The following is a 20,358-nucleotide window of genomic DNA, read 5'->3' on the forward strand; positions in this document are numbered from 1 at the left end:
AACCGGTGAGAGAGATGAGAGTGTTCGTTCCAGATACGAGCGTGATAGTTGATGGCAGGCTGACCCAGTTCCTCTCAACCCTTGACGAGAAGGTCAAGGTAGTGGTTCCCGAAGCGGTCGTGGCCGAGATTGAGCACCAGGCTAATGAAGGAAAGGCGATAGGCCACACCGGCCTTGAGGAGCTCAAGAAGCTCCGCGAGATGGCAGAGGGCGGCAAAATCCTGCTGGAGTTCTACGGCGAGAGGCCGGAGCTCTGGCAGATTAGGAGGGCTAAAGCCGGCGAGATAGACCACATGGTGCGCGAGACCGCCAGGGAGCTCAACGCGACCCTCATAACCGGCGACCAGGTTCAGCGCGACATCGCGATAGCCAAGGGCATAGACGTGATATACCTGACCGCCAAGCGCGGGGTGAAGCACCGCCTTGAGGACTTCTTTGACGAGACCACGATGAGCGTCCACCTCAAGGCCGGAGTTAAACCCCTCGCCAAGAAAGGAAAGCCCGGTGAGTGGAGGCTTGTCCCGATACGCGACGAACCGCTCACCGACGAGGAGCTGGAGGAGATAGCCGACGACATAGTGGAGAGGGCGAAGAGAGAACCCGACAGCTTCATAGAACTCGACGAACCAGGAGCTACCGTCGTTCAGCTCAGGAACTACCGTATCGTCATAGCCAAACCCCCCTTCGCGGACAGGATAGAGATAACCGCGGTGAGGCCGGTCAAGAAGCTCAGCATAGATGACTACGAGCTCAGCGAGAGGCTCCTTGAGAGGCTCAAGGACAAGGCGGAGGGGATACTCATCGCCGGAGCGCCTGGAGAGGGTAAGTGTTTGCCCCCTGAAACTCCAGTTCTGTTGGCAGATGGAACTTTTGTACCAATTTCAAGTCTTAAACCCGGAACGAGAGTCATAACGCTATCTCACAACAAGGTTGATGTTCAGGAAGTTGCCAAAGTCCACAAGAGGAAAGAAACAAGGTTAATCAAGCTGAAAACCTCTACCGGAAGGGAGATAACACTCAGTCCAAATCACCCAGTCTTAACGATAAAGAACGGCTTCGTCGTGTGGGAGGATGCAGGCAACCTTGAGGTGGGCTCTCCGATAGCTGTTCCAAGAAAAATCGCCGTGAAGTCTGACCTTCCAGAGAAGCTTTGGGTTGGCGAACTGGTTGGAGAGGGCTTCTTTGCGAGACTCAAGGACGGAAGCGCTGTCCCCATAGACAAGGCTATCCCAGAGGGGACCGTTGGAGTGTTTTACAGGGGAAGAAACCACAGGAGTTCTCGGGAGATACCCCCATTTATCAAGCTCAACGAGGAGTTCTTCGAGTTTCTCGGCATGATGTGGGCTGAGGGCTCTGGGAGTGTCTTTGAATTCAACAACTTCGATGAGGAACTTGTGGAGCACTTCAAGGGACTTGTGAAGTCCCTGTTTAACGTGAGCGAGGAGGAATTCTACTTTGTCTCACCCGGAAGATTGCGCGTTAGGAACTCGAAGACTATAGAAAAGCTCTTGAGGGCTCTTGGCTATCCCGAGAGAGAAAAGGCAAAAACAATAAAGGTTCCCAAACTTGTTCTCAGAGCGGACGAGAGGAGAATAGCTGCCTTCCTCAAGGGGGTTTTTGAGGGGGACGGCTACATCGGTAAGGAGCTTGAGATAGCCACCGCAAGTAGGGATTTTGCCCACGGGATTCATTATCTTCTCCTGCGCCTTGGAATTCCTTCGATAGTCTCCGAGAAGATGATTAATGGACGCACTTACTACAGGGTGCTCATTAAGAATTCAGAAGACATCAGGAAGTTTTACGAAATCGTTAGGCCCCGATTCAGGGTTAAGGGCTTTGAAAGGCATTTCTATATTAAGGCGAATCCCAACGCAGGCACGATTCCAGCGGGGGAAACCATAAAGACGCTTGGACTTCTTCTCAGGAGACCAGTTAAGAACCCGCTCAAGAATTCGTATTCCCCTGATAGGCTCAGAAGGATTTACCAGGAATACCTCCAGATTTACAGGGACTACGTTGGAGTTGAGAGAGACGCTAAGAGCCTCATAGATTATATGAACGAGCTGAACCGCTGGAGGGAAATCGTTGAGTTCATCAGTTCTCGCGTATCCAGAGAGTTCTACATACGGAATGGAATTGACCCGGAGGGGCCAAAGCTGTGGCTGGAGGGCAAAAGAACGCCAATGCCCTCAACGATAGCTAAGTTGGTAAGTGCGTTCCACAGAGAGACAGGCCTGCTCGAACGGGAGGCAAAAATGTGGGTATCACTTAGCGATAACGTCAGGGTATTGCTCGCTCGCATCTTTGACAGGATAGGGCGTTCGACGTACGGCGTAATGTCTCAGCCGATGCTGAGTCTGTTCCTTTCGGGAGCAGAGGTTAGAGTTACAACACTAAAGGAGCTCATCGAAAAGGCCGTGGAGGATTACTACACCAAGGCCGAGTTCATAGAGGAGTATCTCGCCCACCTGCGTCTCATGCTTGATGAGAACATATTCTGGGACAGGGTCAAGGAAATCGCGGTGGTTGAGGGCGAGTTCGAGGTATATGACATAACCGTTCCCAACCACAACTTCATTGCTGGCAATACTCCAGTGTTGGTTCACAACTCGACCTTCGCCCAGGCTTTGGCCGAGTGGTACGCGAGCATGGGCAAGATAGTGAAGACTATGGAGAAGCCGAGAGACCTGCAGGTCAGCGAGGAGATAACGCAGTACACGGCTTTAAGCGGCAAGATGGAGCTAACTGGTGACATACTGCTCCTCGTCAGGCCGGACTACACGATATTCGACGAGATGAGGAAGACCAGCGACTTCAAGATATACGCCGACCTCCGCCTGGCCGGAGTTGGAATGGTCGGTGTCGTCCACGCGACGAAGCCGATTGACGCCATACAGCGCTTCATCGGAAGGGTCGAGCTCGGAATGATACCCCAGATAGTAGATACAGTGCTCTTCATCAAGGCCGGAAGGGTTGCAAAGGTTCTGACCCTTGAGTACCTCGTCAAGGTTCCGAGCGGAATGAAGGAGGAGGATTTGGCGAGGCCAGTCATAGAGGTTCGCGACTTCGAGACCGGCGAGCTGGAGTACGAGATCTACACCTACGGTGAAGAGGTAAGCGTCGTCCCGGTCAAGAAGGAGGAGAAGGCTCCGGCATTGAGACTCGCCGAGAAGAGGCTCAAGCAGGAGATTAAGAAGTTCCTGCCCGACGTCTACACCGAGGTCGAGATAGTCAGCCCGCACAAGGCGGTAATCTACGCGGACGAGTTCGACATTCCGGCAATCATCGGCAAGAAGGGCAAGCGCATAACCGAGCTGGAAAAGAGGATAGGCATAAGCATAGACGTCAAGAGCTTCACCGAGAGGGAAGCCGAGAAGCCCAAGGAGAAGATACCCGTCGAGGTCGAGGAAAAGAAGAAAACGATAGTCCTGAGGGTCTCGCCGGACTACGCGAAGAAGCCCCTCAAGTTCTACGGCGGTGAGCAGTACGTCTTCACGGCAACGCCGAGCAAGAAGGGCCTCGTCAAGGTCAGCAAGAGCACGCCGATAGGGAAGGAGCTCAAGAGGCTCATCGATGCGGGCATACCGATATGGGCGAGCACCTGAGCTTTCCCTTTCTTATATCCACTTTCCCCAGCAAGAATCTGAGGGACTGGAATATAAAAGAGGACTGCCAGGCTCGGTTGCGAGAGTACTCATCACTGGTCAGCTAGCGAAATTGTCGTCATCGCCCCTCTCAGTTGGGCCCTTTCCTTTTAACGTTTGGGGGTGGTCTGATGCTGGTTCTTGCCTCTGCATCGCCGAGAAGGAGGGAGATACTGTCGCGTTTCATTACGGACTTCCACGTGGTTCCGAGCAACATCGAGGAAGAGTGCTCCAGCACGGTTCCGGAGGAGTGCGCCGTCGAGCTCGCCAGGAAGAAGGCGCGGGAGGTCTACTCGCGCGTCGGCGGCACGGTCATCGGTGCCGACACGGTCGTCAGCATTGACGGCCATATACTCGGCAAGCCGCGGGACGAGCAGGAAGCCTACGAGATGCTCAGACTTCTCAGCGGGAGGGTTCACTCCGTCACGACCGGCTACTGCATAGTCCGCGAGGGAGAGGAGATAACTGGCTCGGTCACGACCGAAGTCAAGTTCCGCGAGCTGGACGATGAGCTGATATGGGCCTACCTAAGAACCGGCGAGCCGATGGACAAGGCCGGGGCCTACGGGATTCAGGGAAAGGCCGGCCTCTTCGTCGAGTGGATTAGGGGCGACTACTACAACGTCGTAGGCTTCCCGATGGAGATAATATGGAAGCTCAGGGAGCTAGGTTTTGACGTTCTATCACGATGAGCTCCCTTTGATTTGAATTTTCTGCTTTATTGGACCATGTTTTATCCGTTTCGACGACATAAGGCTCCTGGAAATCGATTTTCGTGGGTCTAAGAACATCACAAATTGTCACAACTTAGCTTGGATTTTGTAACGAAAATTCTCTGGAATTCTGAACGGGGCTGTTCTGGTAGGGCTTTAGTCTAAAACCCTGCTTAAATTGAATCTTTTTGAGTTTCGAGCAACTAAACGGCTAAAATTTTGAATTGGGGTGTTATCTTTTCTCCGGAAATCACTGAGAGGTTTTCACCCATGTAGGAAAAGAAACGACAAGATGGCCCCAGCGGTGCACAGGGGAACTTCTCAAGGCCCGAATTCAGAGTGCCTCCCCTCTGCTTTTGCAGGGGTCTCCAGAAAAGCTTAAATATCTGAGTGTTTATAGGTCTCTGCTGGACGAATGGGCGGATTTTCCGCCCTGTTGCAATAAGACTCTAGGAGAATTGAAAGGAATAGACGTCTCCGAAAATGTTTCTTACCTTAACCATGTTGCAATAAGACTCTAGGAGAATTGAAAGTGTATGAGAAGCCCGAGTTTCTAAAGCCAGGGCACCACGTTGCAATAAGACTCTAGGAGAATTGAAAGAGAGATTTTGCGCTTTCGGAGCTTGAGCAGATTCCGGTTGCAATAAGACTCTAGGAGAATTGAAAGCCATTAGCGGATACCTGCGCTCTTTTTTCTTGAAGTGTTGCAATAAGACTCTAGGAGAATTGAAAGCAGAAGGAACGAGGCGGAGCTCATAATTGCCAGCGCGTTGCAATAAGACTCTAGGAGAATTGAAAGGGAATGTAAACTATGTAAACCGTGTTGATAGTGTTGAGTTGCAATAAGACTCTAGGAGAATTGAAAGTTTGTTGTTGGGCCGAACCCATGGACTGTTGTGGAGCGTTGCAATAAGACTCTAGGAGAATTGAAAGTGGAGCTTTGGCTCAGCATGCTGGCAACTTCAGCGCTCGTTGCAATAAGACTCTAGGAGAATTGAAAGAAGGGCCGTCCCCCGAAGGTCCCAGACGAAGTGATTCGTTGCAATAAGACTCTAGGAGAATTGAAAGTGCAACGCGGAAGGCAAGGAGGGCGCTCAAAGCCCTTGACGTGGTTGCAATAAGACTCTAGGAGAATTGAAAGCCTCGTCGAGGAACTCGGCATCGTCGAGACGGAAAAGTTGCAATAAGACTCTAGGAGAATTGAAAGTTGAGCGCTGGCTAAGGATAGAGAGCGAGGACGAGCGCGTTGCAATAAGACTCTAGGAGAATTGAAAGGCCATCTGGCCCTGGACAATTGTCGTCGCAATCTGGGTTGCAATAAGACTCTAGGAGAATTGAAAGAAGACCAGCTCTTCAGGAGCTGGATGCGGGGCATCTACCCTGTTGCAATAAGACTCTAGGAGAATTGAAAGGGAAGATGGCAGGGTAACAACCAGCGTTAAGCTCCCGGAGTTGCAATAAGACTCTAGGAGAATTGAAAGGTTCTACCTCGCTCGCAGGGCTATGGAAATTCTAATAGTTGCAATAAGACTCTAGGAGAATTGAAAGCGGCGCACTTGTTGATGCACGCCTCGTCGCCGTTGCAGGTTGCAATAAGACTCTAGGAGAATTGAAAGCAACACGCTCCGCAGGCCCGGCGCGGTGAACTGGGTTGCAATAAGACTCTAGGAGAATTGAAAGAGGACATCGAGGCGCTCATAGACGGCAAGAAGAAGTGGTTGCAATAAGACTCTAGGAGAATTGAAAGACATCGGCTCGGTTACCTACGACGACACGGCCCAAGCGTTGCAATAAGACTCTAGGAGAATTGAAAGTCCTTATTTTGTCTAACGTGTAATCAACAAAAAACATGTTGCAATAAGACTCTAGGAGAATTGAAAGCGACGTACGGCCCGGTCACCGTCTTGCCAGAGTGCGTTGCAATAAGACTCTAGGAGAATTGAAAGTCCTGTTCTTCGGGAGCGACACGGCGAGGGTTTTGTCGTCGTTGCAATAAGACTCTAGGAGAATTGAAAGACGTACTCAGACAGGTTTACGGTAGTAACTATAAAGGGTTGCAATAAGACTCTAGGAGAATTGAAAGTTATCTCGTCCTCGCTCAGGCCGGCCATCTGGCCCTGGTTGCAAGTTGCAATAAGACTCTAGGAGAATTGAAAGGAGGAAAACCCTTATCAGCAGGGGCGGCCTTTTCCCTCTGGTGGTCGGAATGAAAGCTAGGGTGGTAGAACGCTTCAAGTTTGAATCAGCGCACGCGGTTGTTATTAATGGAGAACCCGAAGAAATTCACGGGCACACATTCATACTTGAGGTCGCAGTCGAGGGCCCCATGAGGAACGGCTACGTCATTGACTTCCTCGAACTCAGGCGCATCGTGGGTGAAATAGTCGGTAAGCTTGACCACCGGAACCTGAACACCATCTTTGAAAACCCCACGACCGAGAACGTCGCCCTGTGGATAGCGGAGGAGGTTAAAAAGAGGCTCCCCCAAGGTGTCGAGCTCAGAAGGCTGGTTCTCTGGGAAGGGGACGAAAACGGGGTCGAGCTGGAGTTTTAAGGCTTCTCTGCCTTTACCTCCTTGACGCTCTCAACGAGCGCCACCCCATTGGTGCCCTTCTCAAACGAGATGCCGTCGGGCAGGGACAGCCTTACGGGGATTGCCCCCCTCTTCTCCTCGCTGGGGGTCCAGCTTATCAGGTCGCCTTCCTCCACGTCGAGCGCTTTTATCAGCCCCACCGGGCCCTCGATTATATACCTGGCAGGTGCCTTCGGTGCATATACGCGCCACTTCCTCGCCCTTCTGAAGTCCACCACCCGCTTCGTGGAGTCCAGCCAGACTACGTCTATGTCGCTCAGCATGAAGAACATGTGAATTGAGGCGTTAAGCCTGCTCTCGACCGGGAGCACAAAAACGAGGGCGTAGTTCACATTGCCCACAAGCATCAGCCCCCTAAACCGCTTGAGGAATGTGTCAGCAACTTCAACGTGCCCCTGCCAGACTCGTCCCTTCGTTTCGTTGATTATCATGTTTCTGTGTTCATAACTTGGCTTAATAAGCCTTGTTGGTAGAGTGCCGCAAACAAAAACGATGCCCGTCCTGCAGTCATGATGTCAAGAGAAATAGGACATGAGAGAAGATGAGAGAAAACAGCAGAAATTTCATAGGCTCAGCCCTTGAATTCCTCAGCGAGCTCGAACCCCCTGTGGAGGGCCCTAACGTTTATCTCCTCCGTGCCCTTCGGGACGGAGTCGCGGACGGCCTGTTCAATCGCTTCCCTGCTCACTATTCCCGTAATCCCGACGAGCAGTCCCAGGGCAAGGATGTTCATCGTCAAGCTGAGGCCGGTTGTCTCCTCCGCTATCTCCGTCAGGGGGAGGGCTATGACGTTAAGCTTTTTCTCGAAGTCAAGGTCTCTGTGGGGGACGAGGTCTTTCTCGATTATTACCGTCGCGCCCTCCTTTACTGTGCGGAGGTACTTGTTGTAGGCCTCCTGGGAGAAGAAGACCGCGTAGTCCGGCTGGAGCGTCTTGGGGTAGTCAATCGGCTCGTCGCTTATGACGACCTCCGCCTTGCTCGCGCCGCCCCTGGACTCAGGGCCGTAGCTCTGGGTCTGGACGGCGTAGAGGTTCTCGTAGACAGCGGCCGCCCTGCCGAGGATGACGCTCGCGAGTATGACACCCTGGCCGCCAAACCCGCTGAAGAGGACTTCCTTCCTCATTCTTCCCACCCCATCATCTTCTTGGCCCTCTTTATGTACTCTCTGTATTCCCTCACGAGACCGGGCCTGTCTCTGTCTGCGAACTCTCCGATGACTATCTTGCCCTCAAGTTCTTCTGGCTTCATCTTCTTGGCCTTCGCGAGCGGGACGGTTATCTTCTGGTACCAGCGGATGAGCTCCGGGGAAGTCTTCATTCTGTTCCTCCTTCCGAAGCTTATCGGGCACGGCGAGAGGAACTCCACAAGCGTGAAGCCTTCTTTGCTGAGGGCCTTCTTGATGCTGTTGATGCCCTGGAGGTAGTTGAAGACTGTCCACCTTGCAACGTAGTTAGCGCCGGCGGCAACGGCCAGGCCGGCTATGTCAAATGGGTTCTCAAACTGGCCGTATGGCGCTGTAGTTCCGCGCAGGCCCTTCAGGGCGGTGGGCGCGACCTGGCCACCGGTCATTCCGTAGGTGAAGTTGTTGATGAGAATAACCGTGACGTCGAGGTTCCTCCTTATGGCGTGGATGAAGTGGTTTCCACCGATAGCCGCGGCGTCGCCGTCGCCCATGAAGGCGATTATTTTGAGGTTGGGGTTGGCGAGCTTGATGCCTGTAGCAAAGGCCAAAGCCCTTCCATGGGTCGTGTGAAGGCCGTCGAAGTTCACGAAGCCGGGCACACGTGAGGAACAGCCTATTCCGCTCACCCATACAATCTCGTCCTGGTTGAGGCCGAGGTCGTCTATAGCCCTTAAAGTGAACTGGAGGACGCTGCCGATTCCACACCCGGGGCAGAATATTGTGGGGAGCATGTCCTTTCTGAGGTACTTGTCACGAATCTCGTAAGCGGACTTCATGTACATCATCCCACCACCCTTTCAACTATCTCCATCGGCGTGTGCACCTCACCGCCAATCTTGGCTATGAGCTCGACCTCGGCTTTGCCGTTTGCTCCCTCCTTGACGAGGTGGTAGAGCTGTCCGAGGTTCATCTCGGGCACGTATATCTTCCTGACGCGCTCCGCGAGCTCCTCGATATAGTCAAAGTCGAAGGGCCAGACGGTGTTGAGCTTGAGCAGACCCGCCTTAACGCCCCTCTCGCGGAGTATCTTAACGGCCCTTATGGCAGAGCGCGAGACGATTCCGGTGGATACGATTGCTACATCGGCGTCGTCGAGCATGAACTCCTCGTAGCTTATTATCTCGTCCTTGTGGTCGAGTATCTTCCTGAAAATCCTCGTTATGAGCTTCTCGTGGACTTCAGCATCAACGGTCTTCGGCCTCCCGCGCTCGTCGTGGGTGAGGCCTGTCACGTAGGTGCGGTAGCCCTTCCCGAATATCGGCATCGGCGGGACGCCGTCTCCGTGCGGGTCTCCAAAGGGGAGCTTGGCCTCTTCCTCGCTGGCGGGAAGCTTTCTCTCAACGAGCTCGATCTCCTCTGGGCTGGGAATGTAAACGCGCTCGCGCATATGTGCTATCTCCGCATCGGTGAGGAGAACCACCGGCGTCCTGTACTTCTCAGCGAAGTTGAAGGCCAGGATTGTGAAGTCGAACGCCTCCTGGACGGTCGAGGGGCTGAGGACGATGAGCATGTGGTCGCCGTGGGTGCCCCATATAGCCTGCATTATGTCGCCCTGCGCCGGAAGGGTCGGCTGGCCCGTTGAGGGGCCTCCGCGCTGGACGTCGACGACGACTATCGGCGTCTCGGTCATAACCGCGTAGCCGAGGTTCTCCTGCATAAGGCTGAACCCCGGACCGCTCGTCGCTGTCATCGCCTTCGCACCGGCCCAGGAAGCACCTATTATCGCCGCTATGCTCGCTATCTCGTCCTCCATCTGGATGCTTACGCCGTCAACAAGGGGCATGTAGAGGGCCATAGCCTCAAATATCTCGCTGGCAGGGGTTATTGGGTAGCCCGCGTAGAAGCGGCAGCCGGCAAGGATTGCGGCCCTTGCTATTGCCTCATCACCCTGAATGAAGTCTGACTTACCAACGGGAAACGGGTACCTCATGCTACCACCCCGCTCGGAATCCTGAGAACGAGCTCCCTGAAGTCGACTGACTTGGATGCGTCGAGTATTTCAATTTCCACGACTTCTCCTTTTTCGTTCAGGTGCGCAATGACACCTTCACCAAGGTCAACCGAATCCACGATTTCGTCATCTCTAAGGCGGATAATCAAGACGTCAGCATCTTGCGAGTACTCTATCTTCATAAACACCACCACCCATAAAGTAACGCTCTTTACACGGTCTATACACCGTTACGACCACGGGAACGCCATGCTCGTACTCATAGATAACCCGAATAATATGGTCGTTCTCTGCTTTATGCGCTATAAACCTGTCGTGATGTCCTGTTAGAACCTCTTCGGGATATAGTACTGCCTCAATAAGCTCCTCAAGGGAAAGTTTCCAGCGCCTTGCGCGGGAAAGTGCGTGATGTGTTATCAGGATTTTGCACTTTTTCTCGTCTGTCTGAATTACTATGATTCTGCCTTTAGGGTGGTCCCTATCCTCGACAACCTTCACTTCAGCCCCTCCTCATAGCCTGCCATGAAAGCCTTGATGTTCACATCCTCAGTCCCCTTCGGGACGCGCCTCCTAATCGCTTCCTCAACGCTCTCCTTCTTTACAACGCCCGTCTTCGCTACAAGGTAGCCGAGAGCGACCATGTTTACTGTCAGGGCGAGCCCAGTGGTCTCCTCGGCGATTCTGGTGAAGGGCGCGCCGACGTAGTCCCTATCGGGCCTGACCAAATCCGTCTCGATGATTAAAAGCCCGTCCTCCTTGAGTGAGTCCTTGACGGTGTCGTAGCCGAGCTGGTGGAGCGCAACGAGAACATCAGCCCTGGTGACCATGACGTCGTAAATCGGCTCCTTCGAGATTATGACGTCCGCAATCGAGTGGCCGCCCCTGCTCGCGGAGCTGTAGTCCTGCGTCTGGAGGACGTTCAGCCCCTCTATCGCGGCGGCCTCGCCGAGTATTACCCCCGCGAGCACAACGCCCTGACCGCCGATTCCGGCGAGCCTAATCTGCATCATTCACACCTCCTTAAGGCCGAACTGCTCCTGAACCTCGTCAATCAGCTTGTTGAGCTCCTCGGTGAACTCGGGCCTCTGCCTGTTGACGAACTCCCCGATGACGAACTTGCCCTCGAGCTCCTCCGGTGACATCTTCTTTGCCTTGCTTATCGGGACGCTGTTCTTCAGGAACCAGCGGAGCATCTCTGCTGGCTCTTTCATTTTGTTCCTCCTTCCGAACTGGACCGGACACTGCGAGACCACCTCGACGAGGGAGAAGCCCTTGACCTGGAGCGCCTTCTTTATGCTCTCGATGAGCTGATAGACGTGAGCGGTCGTCCATCTCGCCACGTAGCTCGCCCCGGCGGCGGCCACGGTCTCTGATACGTTCAGAGGGTGCTCTATGTTCCTGTAGGGGCTTGTGGTTGTCTTGGCGCCGAAGGGCGTCGTCGGAGCGACCTGTCCGCCTGTCATTCCGTAGATGAAGTTGTTGACGAGAATCACCGTTATGTCGATATTCCTCCTCGCGGCATGAATGAGGTGGTTTCCGCCTATGCTCGCCAAATCGCCGTCCCCGCTTATCACGACGACCTTCTTGTCAGGTAAACCGACCTTCACGCCGGTCGCGAAGGCCATCGCCCTTCCGTGCGTCGTGTGGAGGGTATCTGCCAAAAAGTAGGGTGAGGCTATCCATGCGGAACAGCCTATTCCGCTCACGACAACCAAATCCTTCGGGTCGAGCTTGAGCTGGTCAACGGCGTTTGCAAATGCGTTGAGGACGGTTCCACCGCCGCAGCCGGGACAGAGGGCAGTGGGAAGGGCCTCCTTGCGGAGGTACTTAACCATCGGGTAAGTGGAATAGATTTCTTTTGCCATCAGGCAACACCCCTTATTTCGCGCAGGATTTCCTCAACTGTGAGGGGCACTCCGCCGATTTTGTTCACGCCCTTGAGCAGAACGTCGTCGTTGACGAAACGCTGGACTTCGAGTATCATCTGGCCGAGGTTCATCTCCGGGACGAGTATGGCTCTAACGCGCTTTCCGAGCTCCCTCATTCTTTCTCCGGGGAACGGGTGAACCGTTTTCGGCACGAAGAGGCCGGCCTTTATGCCCTCTTCCCGTGCCTTGAGGACGGCTCCGAGGGCGGGCCTTGCCGTCACTCCCCAGCTGACGACCAGTATCTCTGCGTCGTCCGTGAAGTGCTCCTCGTACTTCTCGTAGACCTCGCGGTTCCCTTCTATCTTCTTGTGGATTCTTCTCACGAGCCTGTCGTGGACTTCCGGCGTGTAGACATCGCGAAGGCCGTTCTCTTTGTGGGTCGAACCGGTGACGTGGGTAAAGTAGCCGTGTCCGAAGAGGGGCATCGGTGGAACGCCGTCTCCGTGCGGGTCGCCGAAGGGGAGCTTAGCTTCTTCCTCGTTCTGGGGGAGCTTGCGGTAGGTTATCTCCACCTCATCAACGTCGGGAATCTTGATGAGCTCCCTCGTGTGGGCGAGAACACCATCGAAGAGAACCACCACGGGAGTCCTGAGCCTCTCGGCGATGTTAAAGGCCCTTATTGTCTCCCAGAAGGCGTCCTGCCCGCTGATAGGAGAAACCGCCACAATCGGGTGGTCGCCGTGAGTTCCCCACCTCGCCTGGAAGAAGTCGCCCTGCGCTCCCTTCGTGGCCTGGCCCGTTGAAGGCCCGCTCCTCTGCACATCAACGAGGACGAGCGGGGTCTCGGTCATCACAGCATAGCCAAGGTTCTCCTGCATGAGGCTGAAGCCCGGCCCCGCGGTTGCCGTCATGACCTTGAGGCCCGTCCAGGACGCCCCGACCATCGCGGCTATGCTCGCTATCTCGTCCTCCATCTGGAGGTAGTAGCCGCCGAGCTTCGGAAGTTCGCGCGCCATCGTCTCCGCTATCTCGCTCGATGGAGTTATTGGATAACCTGCGTAGAAGCGGCAGCCCGCAAAGAGCGCGCCGTATGCAACGGCCTCGTTGCCCTGCAGGAAGTAGTTGCCGGGCTTGTAGAGCTTTCGAATGAGCCTGAGCTGTTCAGGCTCGTCGCCGCGGATTATCATACTCACCACCTTACTGATATCGCGAAGTCCGGGCAGAGGAGCTCGCAGAGCTTGCACTTAACGCACTTTTCGGCATGAATCGGAACTGGGTAGTGGACGCCTTTTTCGCTCAGCTCCTTGCTCCACTCAAAGACCTTCCTGGGGCACATTTCGACACAAATTCCACAGCCCTTGCAGAGAAACGTATCAACGTCAATTTCAACGACACCTTCCGCCTTCCCGACGACGAGATAGCCGTTTTTTTCAATGACTGTGTTCGCATTTTCGGCCATGGGAATCACCTCTTAGCAGGGCCTTTTACGTTTGTCAACATTTAAAGCTTTCGCGGGGGGACATTGATGTTCAGAAGGAGTCCATTCGGGAACAGGGGGTATTCAGAACAAAAGTTTCAGGAGAAGAGGGCCTCCTCCCGAAGAATCACCACGTCAGCAGCTGCCAGTCGAGGAGGCCGTTCTCGACTATGTACTCCCACCGCTCCCTGCACTCCGGTTTCAGGTTCTCGATGTACTTCATGTCTTGGGTTGCCGAGAACTTCTTGATGGCCTTTCCAATGACCTTGTCGTAGTCGGTGAGACAGTTGTGGGGGCCGCGCTTTGAGCCCGCACCGACCGGGTCGCTCAGGATTCTCTTGTTCGGGAACTTCCTCTTCGCCCAGATGAGGACTTCAACGGCGCTCCAGAGCCAGGGAGGGCGGTACTCGTTCTTCTCCCAGAGCCTCTCGTAGAGCGTGCCCTTCTGGATGTCCGTTATGTTTATTGAGAAGGTGTCCGTGTAGGGCTCGGCCTTGATTATGCTTTCCTTGGCGTCCTCTATCCCGTCGCGCTCGGAGAGGAATATCGGCTTCAGGAGGAGGTACGTCTTAACCTTCGCATCGGCTTCGTGTACTATCTCCGCCGCCCTTACGAAGTCCGCGAAGGTGTTGCCCTTGTTTATCGAGACATCAGCTACATCGTCGTTAGCTGTTTCAAGTCCTATTGCAACTTCAAAGTGCTTGTCTGGGACGAGCTCGGCAAGCTCTTTAACAGCATCGTAGCGGACGAGCTCGCTCCTGCTCTCGATGACGATTTCCTCAACGTTGTCCATCTTAGCTAAGAGCTCGAAGATTTTCCTCCTCGTCTCAGGTTTGAGCTCTCCGTTGTCAAGGAACGAGCCCGAGGTGAACATTCTCACCGCGAAGGGTCCCTTCTTACCTTTGATTTTCTCCAGCGCTTCCCTCACGTAGTCCACTATCGCTTCCTGGCTCCACTTCACCTTCGGGGCGGCAGTGGGGTAAGCGCACATGTAGCAGGCCTTTCCAATCCTGAAGCGGTAGCACCCAATGGTGGGGAGTATTATGAAGAGTGCCGTTCCGGGCTTTCCGGCGACGTTGTCTTCGCTTGTCCAGTATGTCATGCTCTCACCAAGGGCACGTTGCAGGGTTCTCTTTTAAGGGTTTGCAGGCCCCGCCGTGAAGAGGGTACCAAAAAGAAAGGTCAGTAAAAGTCAGTATATATCGCGCTCGATAACGATGTAGGCCTTTTCGATTCTGGCGCCTCTGCCTAGCGCATTTATTCCCTCCTCAACCCGTTTTAGTGCCCCCTTGGCGGTTTCTTCGAGTTTACTGTCGCTCAAGCTCTTGGACGTCCTGTCCACGCCGACCACGACCCGATAGCCAGAGGGGGCCTTCACGACCTCCACCCAGTTCACTGAAATCCCGCGGACGGCCGAAAACTGGTTCAGAACCTCACGTTCAATCTTCCCGACGTCTGCCTCTCCGCTCTCATGGCCTCCGTCCCCCTTTGCCGCCTCCACGAACTCCTGTGAAATCCCAGCCTCCCTCAGGAGCTTCTCAACCTCCGCCTCAACCTTTGCCCTGTCAATCTTCAGGCCTGCCCCTTTCCCGGCGTGGAGGGACACCTCGATTATCCTTCCGCCCTTGAAGTCCACCGCCTTTCTCCTGAACTTCACGAGCGGGAGCCTGGGAACGACCCTGAAGTTCGCCTCCTTCACGTGGACGCGAGTCTTAAAGCCCACCGCCCTCTCGATGATGACACCCATTTCACGCGCAATGACATCCAGCGGGACGTCTTCAGTGGCATAACCCTCCGCAGAAACGCTGAGTGCCAGGATGTTGGTTCCGGTAACCCCCTGGAGCACCCTGCCGTCCGCCCTGATTGATGCCACCGCCACCCTGCCTCCACGGGAAAGCTTTTTAACAAAGTCAAGAACCGCGTTCTCGACCTTCAGCATAAGCTCCGGGGGCAGGTCAAGGCTCATGGAGAAATCCACAACCCTAGGGACAGCCTCAGAAGGGGTTCCGGCCGTTTGAGGGAGCTCAAGCTCCCCATGAATGAGATCGAGCAGCTCCCACTTGTCAATTCGGTAGAGGGTTACGTCCCTGAGCACCTCGGGAACCTCGACAGGAGAGTACACGGGCTCCCCGTTGGAAAGAGCAGCAATGGGTCTGCCGCCCGCTACTACTAGCATCAGACCGCCTTCTTTCCTTGCATACTCCAAAAGCTCTGATTTGTTCACCTCTGGGATTGATTTTAGGGCCCGCATATGTATCACCCCGAGTGTCTACTATATAATACCGGGTCTCATATTAAAACATTATCCTCCACATTTGGAGCAGAGACCAACTATGAGCAGGCATGCCAGCCCAAACGTTTTATATTGCCTGCCTTCACAATGCAGTTAATGGGCTATGTTTGGCATGAAGGAATGTAGAAAAACTATATGAGAACCCTGACAATAAACACTGACGCGGAGGGGTTCGTTTTGAGGATTCTCCTGACGAACGACGATGGAATCTACTCCAACGGACTGCGCGCCGCTGTGAAAGCCCTGAGTGAGCTCGGCGAAGTTTACGTCGTTGCCCCCCTCTTCCAGAGGAGCGCGAGCGGCAGGGCCATGACGCTCCACAGGCCGATAAGGGCCAAGCGCGTTGACGTTCCCGGCGCAAAGATAGCCTACGGAATAGATGGAACTCCTACTGACTGCGTGATTTTCGCCATAGCCCGCTTCGGGAGCTTTGGTTTAGCCGTGAGCGGGATTAACCTCGGCGAGAACCTGAGCACCGAGATAACAGTCTCAGGGACGGCCTCAGCGGCAATAGAGGCTTCTACCCACGGGATTCCGAGCATAGCGATTAGCCTTGAGGTGGAGTGGAAGAAGACCCTCGGCGAGGGTGAGGGGGTTGACTTCTCGGTCTCGACTCACTTCCTCAAGAGAATCGCGGGAGCCCTCTTGGAGAGAGGTCTTCCTGAGGGCGTTGACATGCTCAACGTCAACGTTCCGAGCGACGCGACGGAGGAAACGGAGATAGCAATCACCCGCTTAGCCCGGAAGCGCTACTCCCCAACGGTCGAGGAGAGGATTGACCCCAAGGGCAACCCCTACTACTGGATTGTCGGCAAACTTGTCCAAGACTTCGAGCCAGGGACAGATGCCTACGCCCTGAAGGTCGAGAGGAAGGTCAGCGTCACGCCGATAAACATAGATATGACGGCGAGGGTGGACTTTGAGGAACTGAAGAGGGTTCTGTGGGTGTAAAACTTATATTTACATATACGATGAGCAATTGAACTCATTAAATCTAATCTAAACAAGAGTAATGCTATGCTTATTAATTTATGTTCACACAAAGTTTATTAACGTCAATGGAGAATATATCCAACAGTGGTTTCACTTGAAGGAGTGGGTGAACTGAGGCTCTGGAACTCATCTCGTCAAAATAGTCCCCAAGAGGAGGTAAATCCCATGAAACTTCGCTCTCTCCTTTACCCCTTTCTTTTTCCGGCATGGGAGTTCCTGCTGATAGTTTTACTTCCCCCGGACTACTACGTTGGAGCTTCCTGCCTTCAGACTCATCCACATCCAATTTGTAGCTTTCACTTTAGGCCCTCACCAGCGTTTATTCTCCTCGTGATAGCGCCGTTTATAGTCTCAATCCTCCTCGGCCTGTGGAAGAAATGGGATGAACCCATAGCGTTTGGAATCCCTGCGCTTGCCGTTGTCTTAGTAACTCTCCTACTCCTGTATATCTTCGAAAAGTCTTGGATTCCCTTTACCGGAGCGGGAATCGCCTCGGTGGTTTTGTATGGTGGCCTCTACAGAAGAATAAACTGTTCCGCAAAAGGAAGAGAAAAATGGGTGTGGCTAACCGTGTCACTCATAATCTCGTTTATCCTCTGCATTATGGTTTGGAGTGGAATATCTGGTGCAGTATAAAATCACAAATCTCAACTCGGGAGGAGATGAGTCAGAGTAATGCCGATAAACATAGATATGACGGCGAAGGTGGACTTTGAGGAGCTTATAAGGGTCCTGTGGGTGTAAAACTTATATGTACAAGGAGAAAAGAATAGTCTCGTGGCCCCTCATGCACAGCTACGACGCACAGCCAACATGCACATGGGGTTTGTGCACATTGTTTTATGCACCGTATATACATGAGGATGATGTCATTGAAGAAGTTGATAACCACAGACCTGTACTACTCCAGTTAGACAATGGAGGCAGTGTAGTAGATAAACAAAAATCATACGACGACCATAGTGTTGTCATAGTTGGATACGTTGGAAACAGCCACACCATAGATTACGTAGTGATTCATGATGGATGGGACATGTACGAGCACTATTTGGCGTGGGGTAACTGGGGCTCAGATACATACTTAGTGAAAATTACTCCAAAACAGGGGTGAGCCCGATGAAGCTCCGCTCGCTCCTCTATCCTTTCCTCTTTCCCGCATGGGAGTTCCTGCTAATGATTCTGCTTCCCTCAGAATATTACGTTGGAGCTTCTTGCCTTCAGACGCACCCATACCCCATTTGTGACTTTCACTTTAGTCCATCGCTGGCTTTCGTTGTTCTCGTGATGGCACCGTTCATGGCCTCAATCCTCCTCGGCCTCTGGAAGAAATGGAGTGAGTTCATAGCGTTTGGAACATCTTCACTTGCCGTTGTCTTAGTAACTCTGCTCCTTCTTTATCTCTTAGAAAAGTCACCGGTACCCCCCATAGGGGCAGGAATCACCTCGGCGATACTATACATTGGCGTCAGCAGGGGGAAACTACCCCACAGAAGGCGGGGGAGAAATGGATATGGGCAACCATGTCACTTATAGCTTCAATTATCCTCTGTATCATGGTGTGGAACGGCATTTCCGTCAAAGTATAAGGTATGGGAGTGAGCTTATGGAACTAAAAAACCTCCTTCTCCACCTTTCTGTTATTGCTTTCTCAACGGCCTGGGAACTTATGCTTGCCTACAATAGTCGGTCCGTCGGTGGATATTATGTTGAAAAAAGCACAATTTTCTTTGAGAACTGGACGGCTGGGGCAGGAAGACCCTGCGTTTCCTGGAGCAAATACTCTCCATCATTGGAGTTCGTTCTCTTGGTCCTTCTTCCTGCACTCGTCCTGATTATTCTATACCTCTGGTCTAAGGAGCCCGCCCTAAAGAAATCGGCACTTTCAATAGGGTTGCCCGTTTTGTCGGTGATTGCAATCTATTTTAAAACTACGGGACCGGGTGTTTTAGTAGTCTTGATTGTTGTTTCGGCTGTGGTAGGGGGTGTATTGGGGAAAGACAAGTGGGAAAAAGTGCTGCTCAGCATTGCGGGCTTTCTGCCGGGCCTTATAGTAGGCATGATGATAGTGGCTGAACTCACAGCTGCATCGTGTTAACATGGGGTGGTAAACCATGAAGCTCCGTTCACTCCTTTATCCTTTCCTCCTTCCCTCCATTGAATTCGTGCTCGCTTTCGCCGTTCCGTGGGAAGACTACGTGAAGGCCGTCTGCTGGTCGAGGAACCCTCCAGCCTGCTCCTTTGAGTTTTCTCCATCACCGATCTTTTTCCTTGCCGTTGCGCTTCCGTTTCTCATTCCTACCGTTTACGCCCTCTGGAGGAAGCGGAGAGAAACAGCCCTGCTTTCGGGTTCCGCAGGGATTGTGGTGCTTGCGGGAACGGCGCTCCTGACCATTGACGAAGGAATCGCCCTGCTCACCGTTCTGCTCCTCGCACCCCTTCTCCAGTGGGCTGGAGAGAAGGTTTTGGAGATACAACCTGATAGAAACGATGAAACCATATGGGCCGTCGCAGCCGTTCTGAGCTTCCTCGCGGTCTGGATTGTGGTTCGTATGGGGCTCGCGGTCAGCGTGTAAGAAAAGGGAAAAGCTCACTCCTCCCCGAAAATCCTCTCCACGAACCACTTCTCGTCGAACGGCGTAAGGTCGTCGTAGCCCTGACCGACGCCCACGAAGAGTATAGGCGCGCCTATCGCGTGGCTTATGCTCAAGGCCGCTCCGCCCCTCGCGTCCGCGTCGAGCTTGGTGAGGATTACGCCGTCTATCCTAACGGCCTCGTTGAACTGCTTGGCCTGCTCTACAACGGCGTTTCCGCTCAGGCTGTCGCCGACGAAGATTACCAGGTCGGGCTTGGTGACTCTCACAATCTTCTTCATCTCGTCCATGAGGTTCCTGTTGAGCTCGTTCCTTCCCGCGGTGTCCACGAGAACGACATCAACCCCCCTCGCCTTCGCGTGCTGTATGGCGTCATAGGCAACTGCCGCCGGGTCCGCCCCGTAGTCGTGCTTGATGACCTTGACGCCGACGCGCTTGGCGTGCTCCTCTATCTGCTCTATCGCACCAGCCCTAAACGTATCGCTCGCCGCTATGACGACGCTCAGCCCGTTCTTCTTGAGCCAGTTGGCGAGTTTTGCAATGGTGGTCGTCTTCCCCGAGCCGTTGAAGCCGACGAAGACTATCACGAAGGGCTTCTCCTCCTTGGAGCGAATCATCTCAAGGAGGTCGAGCTTCTTTTCGGGCGTTAGGATTTCAAGAATGGCATCTCTTAGTGCCCCTTCAATGAGCTTGGCCTTGTTCGTTCCGATGCGAACTTTTTTGCCGACGAGCTTCTCTTTAATCTTCTCCCTGAGGGCTTCAACGGTCTCAAGGGCAACATCTGCCTCAAGGAGCTCAAGCTCCAGCTCGTCGAGTGCATCTTCGACGTCCTTCTCCTTTATCTCGACCTGGAGGAGCCTCTCCATCAGGCCGGGCTTTTTCTCGGCCTCGGCCCCTTTCTCCACCTTTTTCTCTTCCTCCTCGATTTTCTCCTCGACCTGCCGGGTGAACCTCTTGAGCTTCTCCCTCAGCTTTCCAAACATGCTCCCACCCGGAGAAAAGATTGAGGAAGCCTATAAAAAGCCCTCGGCGATAGCTGGTGTCATCACTCC

22 protein-coding genes and 1 CRISPR repeat array are annotated in these 20,358 nt (G+C 53.6%); of the genes, 9 read left to right on the top strand and 13 right to left on the bottom strand.

Features of this window, described 5'->3' with window-relative positions; translation table 11 throughout:
- The first annotated feature begins 14 nt into the window (after window positions 1–14).
- The 3 genes from ACZ5ER_RS07700 to ACZ5ER_RS07710 all read left to right on the top strand — a co-directional run bounded on the left by ACZ5ER_RS07700 (window position 15) and on the right by ACZ5ER_RS07710 (window position 6,911).
- Window positions 15–3,605, top strand: coding sequence for an LAGLIDADG family homing endonuclease (locus tag ACZ5ER_RS07700; RefSeq protein ID WP_050003374.1), 3,591 nt, complete (start codon window positions 15–17; stop codon window positions 3,603–3,605).
- A gap of 170 nt (window positions 3,606–3,775) precedes the next feature.
- Window positions 3,776–4,336 carry a Maf-like protein gene (locus ACZ5ER_RS07705; protein WP_464934160.1) on the top strand — a complete coding sequence of 187 codons (561 nt, stop codon included), beginning with the start codon at window positions 3,776–3,778 and terminating at the stop codon, window positions 4,334–4,336.
- A 456-nt stretch (window positions 4,337–4,792) separates the two neighbouring features.
- A CRISPR array of direct repeats spans window positions 4,793–6,514; the repeat unit is 30 nt; unit sequence GTTGCAATAAGACTCTAGGAGAATTGAAAG.
- 49 nt (window positions 6,515–6,563) lie between these two features.
- The gene (locus ACZ5ER_RS07710) at window positions 6,564–6,911 is read left to right on the top strand and encodes a 6-pyruvoyl trahydropterin synthase family protein (protein ID WP_050003965.1); all 348 of its coding nucleotides are present in this window, start codon (window positions 6,564–6,566) and stop codon (window positions 6,909–6,911) included.
- Here ACZ5ER_RS07710 and ACZ5ER_RS07715 read toward each other — a convergent pair.
- The 12 genes from ACZ5ER_RS07715 to ACZ5ER_RS07770 form a co-directional block, all read right to left on the bottom strand.
- Window positions 6,908–7,381 (bottom strand): DUF192 domain-containing protein, encoded by a 474-nt coding sequence (locus ACZ5ER_RS07715; RefSeq protein WP_050003376.1) that lies wholly within the window; start codon window positions 7,379–7,381, stop codon window positions 6,908–6,910. The genes ACZ5ER_RS07710 and ACZ5ER_RS07715 overlap by 4 nt on opposite strands.
- A 140-nt stretch (window positions 7,382–7,521) precedes the next feature.
- Entirely contained in the window at window positions 7,522–8,073 is a 552-nt protein-coding gene (locus tag ACZ5ER_RS07720) for a 2-oxoacid:ferredoxin oxidoreductase subunit gamma (protein WP_050003377.1), read from the bottom strand.
- The gene (locus ACZ5ER_RS07725; protein ID WP_050003966.1) at window positions 8,070–8,915 is read right to left on the bottom strand and encodes a 2-oxoacid:ferredoxin oxidoreductase subunit beta; all 846 of its coding nucleotides are present in this window, start codon (window positions 8,913–8,915) and stop codon (window positions 8,070–8,072) included. The genes ACZ5ER_RS07720 and ACZ5ER_RS07725 overlap by 4 nt, the downstream gene beginning before the upstream one ends.
- On the bottom strand, window positions 8,915–10,063 hold the full coding sequence (locus tag ACZ5ER_RS07730; RefSeq protein WP_050003378.1) for a 2-oxoacid:acceptor oxidoreductase subunit alpha: 1,149 nt from the start codon (window positions 10,061–10,063) through the stop codon (window positions 8,915–8,917). Before ACZ5ER_RS07730 ends, ACZ5ER_RS07725 begins: the two co-directional genes overlap by 1 nt.
- Window positions 10,060–10,266 carry a DUF2283 domain-containing protein gene (locus ACZ5ER_RS07735; protein WP_050003379.1) on the bottom strand — a complete coding sequence of 69 codons (207 nt, stop codon included), beginning with the start codon at window positions 10,264–10,266 and terminating at the stop codon, window positions 10,060–10,062. Before ACZ5ER_RS07735 ends, ACZ5ER_RS07730 begins: the two co-directional genes overlap by 4 nt.
- Entirely contained in the window at window positions 10,238–10,582 is a 345-nt protein-coding gene (locus tag ACZ5ER_RS07740) for a DUF4258 domain-containing protein (RefSeq protein ID WP_050003380.1), read from the bottom strand. Before ACZ5ER_RS07740 ends, ACZ5ER_RS07735 begins: the two co-directional genes overlap by 29 nt.
- Complete coding sequence (locus ACZ5ER_RS07745; RefSeq protein ID WP_050003967.1) at window positions 10,579–11,091, bottom strand: 2-oxoacid:ferredoxin oxidoreductase subunit gamma; 513 nt, start codon at window positions 11,089–11,091, stop codon at window positions 10,579–10,581. The genes ACZ5ER_RS07740 and ACZ5ER_RS07745 overlap by 4 nt, the downstream gene beginning before the upstream one ends.
- 3 nt (window positions 11,092–11,094) lie before the next feature.
- Window positions 11,095–11,949, bottom strand: a complete 855-nt coding sequence (locus ACZ5ER_RS07750) for a 2-oxoacid:ferredoxin oxidoreductase subunit beta (RefSeq protein ID WP_464934161.1) — start codon at window positions 11,947–11,949, stop codon at window positions 11,095–11,097.
- Window positions 11,949–13,139, bottom strand: coding sequence for a 2-oxoacid:acceptor oxidoreductase subunit alpha (locus ACZ5ER_RS07755; RefSeq protein WP_050003382.1), 1,191 nt, complete (start codon window positions 13,137–13,139; stop codon window positions 11,949–11,951). The genes ACZ5ER_RS07750 and ACZ5ER_RS07755 overlap by 1 nt, the downstream gene beginning before the upstream one ends.
- A 2-nt stretch (window positions 13,140–13,141) precedes the next feature.
- Complete coding sequence (locus tag ACZ5ER_RS07760; RefSeq protein WP_464934162.1) at window positions 13,142–13,411, bottom strand: 2-oxoglutarate ferredoxin oxidoreductase subunit delta; 270 nt, start codon at window positions 13,409–13,411, stop codon at window positions 13,142–13,144.
- 145 nt (window positions 13,412–13,556) lie between these two features.
- Entirely contained in the window at window positions 13,557–14,531 is a 975-nt protein-coding gene (locus ACZ5ER_RS07765) for an archaeosine biosynthesis radical SAM protein RaSEA (RefSeq protein ID WP_050003384.1), read from the bottom strand.
- A 90-nt stretch (window positions 14,532–14,621) separates the two neighbouring features.
- On the bottom strand, window positions 14,622–15,680 hold the full coding sequence (locus ACZ5ER_RS07770) for a hypothetical protein (RefSeq protein ID WP_464934163.1): 1,059 nt from the start codon (window positions 15,678–15,680) through the stop codon (window positions 14,622–14,624).
- A gap of 219 nt (window positions 15,681–15,899) precedes the next feature.
- On the opposite strand from ACZ5ER_RS07770, the gene surE reads away from it, so the two are divergent.
- From surE to ACZ5ER_RS07800, 6 genes are all read left to right on the top strand, one after another.
- Window positions 15,900–16,673: a 5'/3'-nucleotidase SurE gene (gene surE, locus ACZ5ER_RS07775; RefSeq protein WP_464934164.1), complete on the top strand. Its 774-nt coding sequence runs from the start codon at window positions 15,900–15,902 to the stop codon at window positions 16,671–16,673.
- 126 nt (window positions 16,674–16,799) lie between these two features.
- Window positions 16,800–17,351 carry a hypothetical protein gene (locus ACZ5ER_RS07780; protein ID WP_227738698.1) on the top strand — a complete coding sequence of 184 codons (552 nt, stop codon included), beginning with the start codon at window positions 16,800–16,802 and terminating at the stop codon, window positions 17,349–17,351.
- Window positions 17,352–17,466: 115 nt separating this feature from the next.
- A complete protein-coding gene (locus tag ACZ5ER_RS07785; RefSeq protein WP_050003387.1) occupies window positions 17,467–17,826 on the top strand; it encodes a C39 family peptidase in 360 nt (119 codons plus the stop codon).
- Between the two features lie 5 nt (window positions 17,827–17,831).
- Entirely contained in the window at window positions 17,832–18,248 is a 417-nt protein-coding gene (locus ACZ5ER_RS07790) for a hypothetical protein (protein ID WP_464934165.1), read from the top strand.
- The gene (locus ACZ5ER_RS07795) at window positions 18,220–18,810 is read left to right on the top strand and encodes a hypothetical protein (RefSeq protein ID WP_464934166.1); all 591 of its coding nucleotides are present in this window, start codon (window positions 18,220–18,222) and stop codon (window positions 18,808–18,810) included. Before ACZ5ER_RS07790 ends, ACZ5ER_RS07795 begins: the two co-directional genes overlap by 29 nt.
- Window positions 18,811–18,826: 16 nt before the next feature.
- Window positions 18,827–19,288, top strand: a complete 462-nt coding sequence (locus ACZ5ER_RS07800) for a hypothetical protein (RefSeq protein ID WP_464934167.1) — start codon at window positions 18,827–18,829, stop codon at window positions 19,286–19,288.
- Window positions 19,289–19,302: 14 nt separating this feature from the next.
- On the opposite strand, the gene ftsY is transcribed toward ACZ5ER_RS07800, so the two are convergent.
- Window positions 19,303–20,289, bottom strand: a complete 987-nt coding sequence (ftsY, locus tag ACZ5ER_RS07805) for a signal recognition particle-docking protein FtsY (protein ID WP_464934168.1) — start codon at window positions 20,287–20,289, stop codon at window positions 19,303–19,305.
- Window positions 20,290–20,358 lie beyond the last annotated feature (69 nt).

It is taken from the genome of Thermococcus marinus (assembly GCF_055389025.1).

Excerpts from the sequence above, each read along its gene's own strand:
- ACZ5ER_RS07700 (WP_050003374.1), top strand. The coding sequence starts at position 15 with ATGAGAGTGTTCGTTCCAGATACGAGCGTGATAGTTGATGGCAGGCTG.
- ACZ5ER_RS07710 (WP_050003965.1), top strand. The coding sequence starts at position 6,564 with ATGAAAGCTAGGGTGGTAGAACGCTTCAAGTTTGAATCAGCGCACGCG.
- ACZ5ER_RS07750 (WP_464934161.1), bottom strand. The coding sequence starts at position 11,949 with ATGGCAAAAGAAATCTATTCCACTTACCCGATGGTTAAGTACCTCCGC.
- ACZ5ER_RS07765 (WP_050003384.1), bottom strand. The coding sequence starts at position 14,531 with ATGACATACTGGACAAGCGAAGACAACGTCGCCGGAAAGCCCGGAACG.
- ACZ5ER_RS07795 (WP_464934166.1), top strand. The coding sequence starts at position 18,220 with ATGGATATGGGCAACCATGTCACTTATAGCTTCAATTATCCTCTGTAT.
- ACZ5ER_RS07745 (WP_050003967.1), bottom strand. The coding sequence starts at position 11,091 with ATGCAGATTAGGCTCGCCGGAATCGGCGGTCAGGGCGTTGTGCTCGCG.
- ACZ5ER_RS07760 (WP_464934162.1), bottom strand. The coding sequence starts at position 13,411 with ATGGCCGAAAATGCGAACACAGTCATTGAAAAAAACGGCTATCTCGTC.
- ACZ5ER_RS07735 (WP_050003379.1), bottom strand. The coding sequence starts at position 10,266 with ATGAAGATAGAGTACTCGCAAGATGCTGACGTCTTGATTATCCGCCTT.
- ACZ5ER_RS07715 (WP_050003376.1), bottom strand. The coding sequence starts at position 7,381 with ATGATAATCAACGAAACGAAGGGACGAGTCTGGCAGGGGCACGTTGAA.
- ACZ5ER_RS07800 (WP_464934167.1), top strand. The coding sequence starts at position 18,827 with ATGAAGCTCCGTTCACTCCTTTATCCTTTCCTCCTTCCCTCCATTGAA.
- ACZ5ER_RS07720 (WP_050003377.1), bottom strand. The coding sequence starts at position 8,073 with ATGAGGAAGGAAGTCCTCTTCAGCGGGTTTGGCGGCCAGGGTGTCATA.
- ACZ5ER_RS07785 (WP_050003387.1), top strand. The coding sequence starts at position 17,467 with ATGTACAAGGAGAAAAGAATAGTCTCGTGGCCCCTCATGCACAGCTAC.
- ACZ5ER_RS07730 (WP_050003378.1), bottom strand. The coding sequence starts at position 10,063 with ATGAGGTACCCGTTTCCCGTTGGTAAGTCAGACTTCATTCAGGGTGAT.
- ACZ5ER_RS07755 (WP_050003382.1), bottom strand. The coding sequence starts at position 13,139 with ATGATAATCCGCGGCGACGAGCCTGAACAGCTCAGGCTCATTCGAAAG.
- ftsY (WP_464934168.1), bottom strand. The coding sequence starts at position 20,289 with ATGTTTGGAAAGCTGAGGGAGAAGCTCAAGAGGTTCACCCGGCAGGTC.
- ACZ5ER_RS07725 (WP_050003966.1), bottom strand. The coding sequence starts at position 8,915 with ATGTACATGAAGTCCGCTTACGAGATTCGTGACAAGTACCTCAGAAAG.
- ACZ5ER_RS07705 (WP_464934160.1), top strand. The coding sequence starts at position 3,776 with ATGCTGGTTCTTGCCTCTGCATCGCCGAGAAGGAGGGAGATACTGTCG.
- ACZ5ER_RS07790 (WP_464934165.1), top strand. The coding sequence starts at position 17,832 with ATGAAGCTCCGCTCGCTCCTCTATCCTTTCCTCTTTCCCGCATGGGAG.
- ACZ5ER_RS07770 (WP_464934163.1), bottom strand. The coding sequence starts at position 15,680 with ATGCGGGCCCTAAAATCAATCCCAGAGGTGAACAAATCAGAGCTTTTG.